The sequence below is a fragment of the Microcystis sp. M179S2 genome (assembly GCF_020245805.1).
GTDB classification, from domain to species: Bacteria; Cyanobacteriota; Cyanobacteriia; order Cyanobacteriales; family Microcystaceae; genus Microcystis; species Microcystis aeruginosa.
Genome location: NZ_JADBUE010000193.1, coordinates 1 through 6,033 on the forward strand (window position 1 = coordinate 1; position 6,033 = coordinate 6,033).

Here is a 6,033-nt window from a genome sequence, read left to right on the forward strand (position 1 = left end):
CCAGGTTTTGAAGCACGATTCTCTCAAAATCTTGCACCTGTGGGAGCAAGAAAAGCCACAAAACCCTTACCATGCCTACATTTCACATTTATTCAGCCAGCCCTATTTAGGGTTTGCGGCAAAAAGTTTTTCCTAGGGGCAGGGTGTAGGGTGTGGGGTGTGGGGTGTGGGGTTTTACCGATTTTGAGGGGGTCAATTACCTAATTTTCAGGGAAAAAGTCCCTGAATTTCCCCCTGATCACTCCCATATCTGGTACTTTTTGAGGGGAAAAAAGTCCAAAAGTCTTATCCAACAAGGTTTTTAGATTTATTCAGCCGGCCCTATTTAGGGATTTTAGGCAATTTATGCTTATTTTTCTCATTTTTGCCCTCTCAAAAATTAATTATGCAAGAACTCTATTAAATCTGGTTATTAAAAACTGATTATTTATTCTCCCTATTGCTTTTTGCCTCTTGCCTTTTGCCTAAAACCCATAACTTTTGTACCTCACTAGACTGAAAAACGCTATAGTATAAGCTCTTGTGCAAAAACAAAGGAGTTGAGCGGAAACACTCAACTCCTTTGTTTTTTATGCTTGATTCTATCTATAAAGTGTTATTGTGACTGCCAAAAACTTGCGCTTTTAGTGCATCAATTTCGGCTAATAACTCGCGACGATTTTCATCTTTGAGCAGATAGCGCCAGACAAACCAACCAGTGTAAACGATCCCAACTAATTGTAGGATAGGAGCAAGGAGGGGAATATCATCGATCGCATCTAAAACCGCTAGGGTAACTTTCACGGTGACAAAACTGGCTAAAATTGCCCCCAGAACGATTAAAGGTTTTTTGTATCCAGAGAAGAAACTACCGATATAATCGGGGACGTTAGCCAGATAGGACATCACCGAATCCCAAACTGGTTCTACATATTCAGACCAAATCTGTTCGGTGCTGCTGCTGGGTTTGCTCAGAGACCCGGGTAAATCCGTTCTAATCGGATTTTGGGTCTCGGTGGGTTGCATTGATTCCATATTAACTGATCCTCATCATAAAGGTTAGACAGTGCGCGAATACGACCAACGGGGGTCAATTTTAACAGACTGAATAGACTAACTCGCTGTTGCCCATATTATCGGATAATTGCGATACTAGGCGGAAAGTTGCTCAACAACTATTAAGAATCAAGGATTTAGCTTCTCAATTTTATCGTCAGTCTGACCGCAATTCTCTATTCTAACAGCAGGTAGCGATCGGAGTTGAGGAATCAGGGGGTGTCAGTTGGGTGCTAGGGATTGGTTGTTAGGATTAGCAGATAAGATAATTAAATGCAGACTAAATATCTTCGAGATGCGTTCTATGGACTCAACAGTTAGCTTGCTTACCCGCATTACTCAAACACCCGGCCAGTGTGGTGGTCGTCCTTGTATTCGGGGGATGCGAATTCGAGTAACGGATATTTTGGAAATGTTAGCGGAGAATGTGAGCATAACTGAAATTCTAGAAGACTTTCCCGATTTGGAACTCGCAGATATCCAAGCTTGTTTACTTTTTGCAGCACGGTGTACGGATTTTCCTAAACTAACGGCATGAAAATTTGGATTGATGCTCAACTACCTCCAACTCTAGCAAGCTGGTTATCAGCGACCTTTGATTTAGAAGCATCGTCCCTGCGAGACTTATCCCTTCGAGATGCTCAAGATATCGAGATATTTGCAGCAGCGCGAGCGGAAAATGCCGTGATTATGACCAAAGATAGTGACTTTATTGATTTGGTTTGTCGTCTGGGAACACCTCCTCAAATTTTATGGTTAACCTGTGGTAATGTCACAAATCAGAATCTGCGGCGATTACTGACAGCTACTTTACCCGATGCGTTGAAACAACTAGAGCAAGGAACAATAATTGTAGAGATTAGCAATACTCCTTAAAGTCCTTCCCTATTCGTGGATAAGTTGCATGGGTGCGGTGCGAGGATCGATGATTTTCTGACCTAAACCCGAAAATTTGACCGCTAGATTCATTTTTTTGCCCGTACCGAGGATATGGGTCACTTCTCCTTCTCCAAAAGTAGAGTGTAACACTCGATCGCCTACCTGCCATTTTCTTTGATCAGAGACAGTTTTTTCCATGGCAACCACTTTTGGGGTCTTTTTCGGTTTCAGGTTGCTTGTGAGCAATTCTGGGGGCAATTCCTGCAAAAATTGGGAAGCTACCTTCATCTCTTTATTCCCCCAGACATATCTTTCTTTTGCGTAGGTTAAAAATAATTGTTCCTTGGCCCGAGTCACTCCCACATAACACAAACGGCGTTCTTCCTCAAGAGCAATGGGATCGTTTAAACTACGATTATGGGGAAAAATGCCCTGTTCTAAACCGACTAAAAAGACGATAGGAAACTCTAAACCTTTGGCGGAATGAAGGGTCATTAACGAGACTTTTTCTTGACCTTCCTGAAGATTATCTAAATCCGAGGCTAAACTAGCACTAGCGAGAAATTCCTGGAGATTGGTTTCTTCGTTTTCCTCTTGGAATTGTACCACAGCGCTATACAATTCTTGAATATTCTCGATCCGGGTATCAGCTTCCTCGGTTCCCTGCTGTTTTAACTCATCGATATATCCCGAATCTTCCATGATTTTATCTAGGATTTCACTAGCGGATAAATCAGCGATTTTTTCTTGCAGGTTTTGGATAATTTTAGCTAATTTATTGATGCTTTTAGTCGCACGACCGGCGAGAGTATTAACGGAAGTTTCATCGCTGATAATTTCCCATAAAGGTACTCCTAATTCTTGGGCAGCTTTGAGCAAATTATCGATTGTGGTTTTACCGATACCGCGCCGGGGAGTGTTAATAATTCTCAGTAAACTAACGGTATCAGCAGGATTGGCAATCACTCGTAAATAAGCGATCGCATCTTTAATCTCCTGTCGATCATAAAATTTAAATCCCCCGACAATATTATAGGGGATATTATTGCGAATTAACCCATCTTCAAAGGGGCGAGATTGGGCATTAATTCGGTAGAGAATGGCAAAACTACCCCAATTTAATTCGGGGTTTTCTTGGGTAAATTCTCTAATTTTATCAAGAACAAAAGCTGCTTCTTCCTGTTCATCTCTGGCTTTAAAAACATAAATACTCTCGCCTCCTTCTCTGGTGGGAACAAGGACTTTATCGATTCTTTGACTATTCTTTTCAATTAACTTATTTGCCGCTTGCAGAATATTTTCCCGTGAACGATAGTTTTCCTGTAGTTTCACCATCGTGCGAGTATCATCATCGGGTAAACCATCGCCAAAGTCCGCTTGAAAATTGAGCAGAATAGTAAAATCTGCCATCCGAAAACTATAGATAGATTGGTCGGCATCACCCACCACAAAAATCGATCGATCCGTCCAATTCCACTCACTTTTTTTCGTTTCACCATTGGTGGACAAAAGCCGAATTAACTCGTACTGAATCCGGTTAGTGTCTTGGTATTCATCGACTAAAATATGCTTAAATTGCGTGTGCCAATAACCGAGAATAGATTCATTTTGCTGAAAAAGACGGACTGGAACCAGTATCAAATCATCAAAATCTAGGGCATTATTTTGTGCCAATTGCATCTGATAAGCCTGATAAACCTCAGAAATGACCTTTCCCCGAAAATTAGGGTTTTCTCTGGCGTAATCCTCGGGAGTTAACCCTAAATTTTTAGCATTACTAATCGCATAACGTAGATTGCGGGCATCAAATTTTTTATCGTCTAAATTCATCTGTTTAGTGACGATATTTTTCACCAAACTCTGGGCATCAGACTCGTCCATAATCGAAAAATTCCTTTGCCAACTATGACCATATTCATCCTGATATTTATTAATGTCATAGCGCAAAATTCGACCACAAAGACTGTGAAAAGTCCCGATCCAGAGTTTTTTAGTATAATTCCGATAAACTTGAGAAAAGAGTTTTTTCTGTTCGTATTCTTCTAAAAGTTCTAATCTTTGACCGTATTTTTCCTGTGCTTTCTGTTGAGCAAAAGTTTTTTCAATTCTAGTTTTCATTTCCCGGGCCGCCTTATTGGTAAAAGTGACTGCGAGAATATTTTCCGGCTCGACCCCGTGATGACGGATCAAATGGGCGATACGATAGGTTAAAGCGCTAGTTTTTCCCGATCCTGCTCCAGCAACCACCAACAGGGGGCCGCAAAAATGCTCAACAGCAAGGCGCTGGGAAGGATTGAGTTGTTCTAAATAATCGGCTGTGACTGTCATAATCTTTCCGTATAGCTCTGCGACCTCTATTAATCAGGCTACATCATCGGGACGGCTATCGGGCATTAGTCAACCCCTTCAAGAAATAAAAATTTTTTGGGCTAGTTTGTTTCAAATCGCTCAAGATTCTAAGTTGTCATCTACAATGGAATTAGCGGAGACGAAAGTTTCCGTTCACTCCTCACACCACACTCCGTCCGGACAATGTTCGGGCGGTTTCTTATTGAAAATACTCGATCTCTACAAATTCCCTGTTACACTGTATGATCAAAGATTTCTTGGAATCTTTTTGCGTTCAAATGTACTACTATGTGAGGGACATCACTTGTCTAAACGTTATTTGTTCACCTCCGAATCGGTTACAGAGGGACATCCCGATAAAATTTGTGACCAGATTTCTGATACTATTCTCGATGCTCTGTTATCCCAAGATGACCACAGTCGTGTAGCGGCTGAAGTGGTTGTCAATACAGGGTTAGTCTTGATTACTGGTGAAATCACCTCGAAAGCACAGGTTCATTTCGTCGATTTAGTTCGCAAGAAAATCGCTGAAATCGGCTATATCAACGCAGATAACGGCTTTTCCTCGAATAGTTGCACCGTTTTAGTTGCTTTAGACGAACAATCTCCCGATATTTCCCAGGGTGTCACGGCTGCTCAGGAAAATCGCGAACTTCTCAGCAATGATGAACTCGATAAAATTGGTGCGGGAGACCAGGGTATTGTCTTCGGTTTCGCTTGCAATGAAACCCCCGAATTTATGCCCTTACCGATTAGTTTAGCCCACCGCATCGCTCGCCGTTTAGCGGCAGTCAGAAAAACGGGTGAACTGTCCTATCTGCGTCCCGACGGTAAAACGCAAGTATCGGTCATTTATGAAGATGGTCGTCCCGTGGGTATCGATACTATCCTTGTTTCTACCCAACACGATGCTACTATCGGCGATATCACCGATAATGATCTCGTCCAACAAAAGATTAAAAGTGATCTCTGGGAAGCGGTAGTACAACCGGTCTTCAGCGATTTAGAGATTAAACCCGATGCCAATACCCGTTATCTGGTTAATCCCACCGGAAAATTCGTCATTGGTGGACCCCAAGGCGACGCGGGATTAACGGGACGGAAAATTATCGTCGATACCTACGGTGGCTATTCTCGTCACGGTGGCGGCGCTTTCTCCGGTAAGGATCCTACCAAAGTCGATCGCTCTGCGGCCTATGCTTGCCGTTATGTGGCTAAAAATATCGTCGCGGCTGGTTTGGCCGATAAGTGCGAGATTCAAGTGGGTTATGCGATTGGGGTAGCTCGTCCGGTGAGTGTCTTCGTGGAAACCTTTGGCACCGGTAAAGTCGCTGATGATGTGATTCTGGACTTAATCAATAAATACTTTGAACTCCGTCCGGCCGGTATTATCCAAACCTTTAACCTGCGCGGTTTACCCTCGGAAAGAGGCGATCGTTTTTACCAAGATGTGGCCGCTTATGGTCATTTTGGCCGCAATGATCTCGATTTACCCTGGGAAAAGACCGATAAAGCCGCTATCCTCAAAGAAGCTTTGACTTCTGTGGTAGTATAGGGTTAGAAATTAACTGCAATTTTTGATTGAGGAGTAGAGTTTCAGGCTCTATTCCTTTTTTGGACGGTTTTTAAACTTCAAGGGGTGACAGAGGGGCTACAAGCTAGATAGAGCGGGGGGTCTAGCCAAACGACCCCCTAAAGAAATAGAGTGGTTAGGACAACCACTCAAAATTTTAAAATGTTACCTTCATTCTATCAGGCTTGTTTACAGGC

General features: G+C 42.6%; 5 protein-coding genes. 3 read left to right on the top strand and 2 right to left on the bottom strand.

Annotated features, from left to right (window positions below; genetic code table 11):
- Window positions 1-585 precede the first annotated feature (585 nt).
- The gene (locus tag IM500_RS12005; protein ID WP_002744522.1) at window positions 586-1,014 is read right to left on the bottom strand and encodes a CAAD domain-containing protein; all 429 of its coding nucleotides are present in this window, start codon (window positions 1,012-1,014) and stop codon (window positions 586-588) included.
- Between the two features lie 325 nt (window positions 1,015-1,339).
- On the opposite strand from IM500_RS12005, the gene IM500_RS12010 reads away from it, so the two are divergent.
- The gene (locus IM500_RS12010) at window positions 1,340-1,573 is read left to right on the top strand and encodes a DUF433 domain-containing protein (RefSeq protein WP_039899814.1); all 234 of its coding nucleotides are present in this window, start codon (window positions 1,340-1,342) and stop codon (window positions 1,571-1,573) included.
- Window positions 1,570-1,911, top strand: a complete 342-nt coding sequence (locus IM500_RS12015) for a DUF5615 family PIN-like protein (protein WP_002759489.1) — start codon at window positions 1,570-1,572, stop codon at window positions 1,909-1,911. Before IM500_RS12010 ends, IM500_RS12015 begins: the two co-directional genes overlap by 4 nt.
- Before the next feature lie 9 nt (window positions 1,912-1,920).
- Here the strand turns inward: IM500_RS12015 and pcrA are convergent, their stop codons facing one another.
- Window positions 1,921-4,242, bottom strand: a complete 2,322-nt coding sequence (gene pcrA, locus IM500_RS12020; protein ID WP_190722891.1) for a DNA helicase PcrA — start codon at window positions 4,240-4,242, stop codon at window positions 1,921-1,923.
- Between the two features lie 325 nt (window positions 4,243-4,567).
- Between pcrA and metK the strand changes: the two genes are divergently transcribed.
- Window positions 4,568-5,818 carry a methionine adenosyltransferase gene (gene metK / locus IM500_RS12025; RefSeq protein WP_287738504.1) on the top strand — a complete coding sequence of 417 codons (1,251 nt, stop codon included), beginning with the start codon at window positions 4,568-4,570 and terminating at the stop codon, window positions 5,816-5,818.
- Window positions 5,819-6,033 lie beyond the last annotated feature (215 nt).

What these genes read in the sequence shown, in the direction of transcription:
- IM500_RS12005 (WP_002744522.1), bottom strand. Translation starts at nt 1,014, where the DNA reads ATGGAATCAATGCAACCCACCGAGACCCAAAATCCGATTAGAACGGAT.
- pcrA (WP_190722891.1), bottom strand. Translation starts at nt 4,242, where the DNA reads ATGACAGTCACAGCCGATTATTTAGAACAACTCAATCCTTCCCAGCGC.
- IM500_RS12010 (WP_039899814.1), top strand. Translation starts at nt 1,340, where the DNA reads ATGGACTCAACAGTTAGCTTGCTTACCCGCATTACTCAAACACCCGGC.
- IM500_RS12015 (WP_002759489.1), top strand. Translation starts at nt 1,570, where the DNA reads ATGAAAATTTGGATTGATGCTCAACTACCTCCAACTCTAGCAAGCTGG.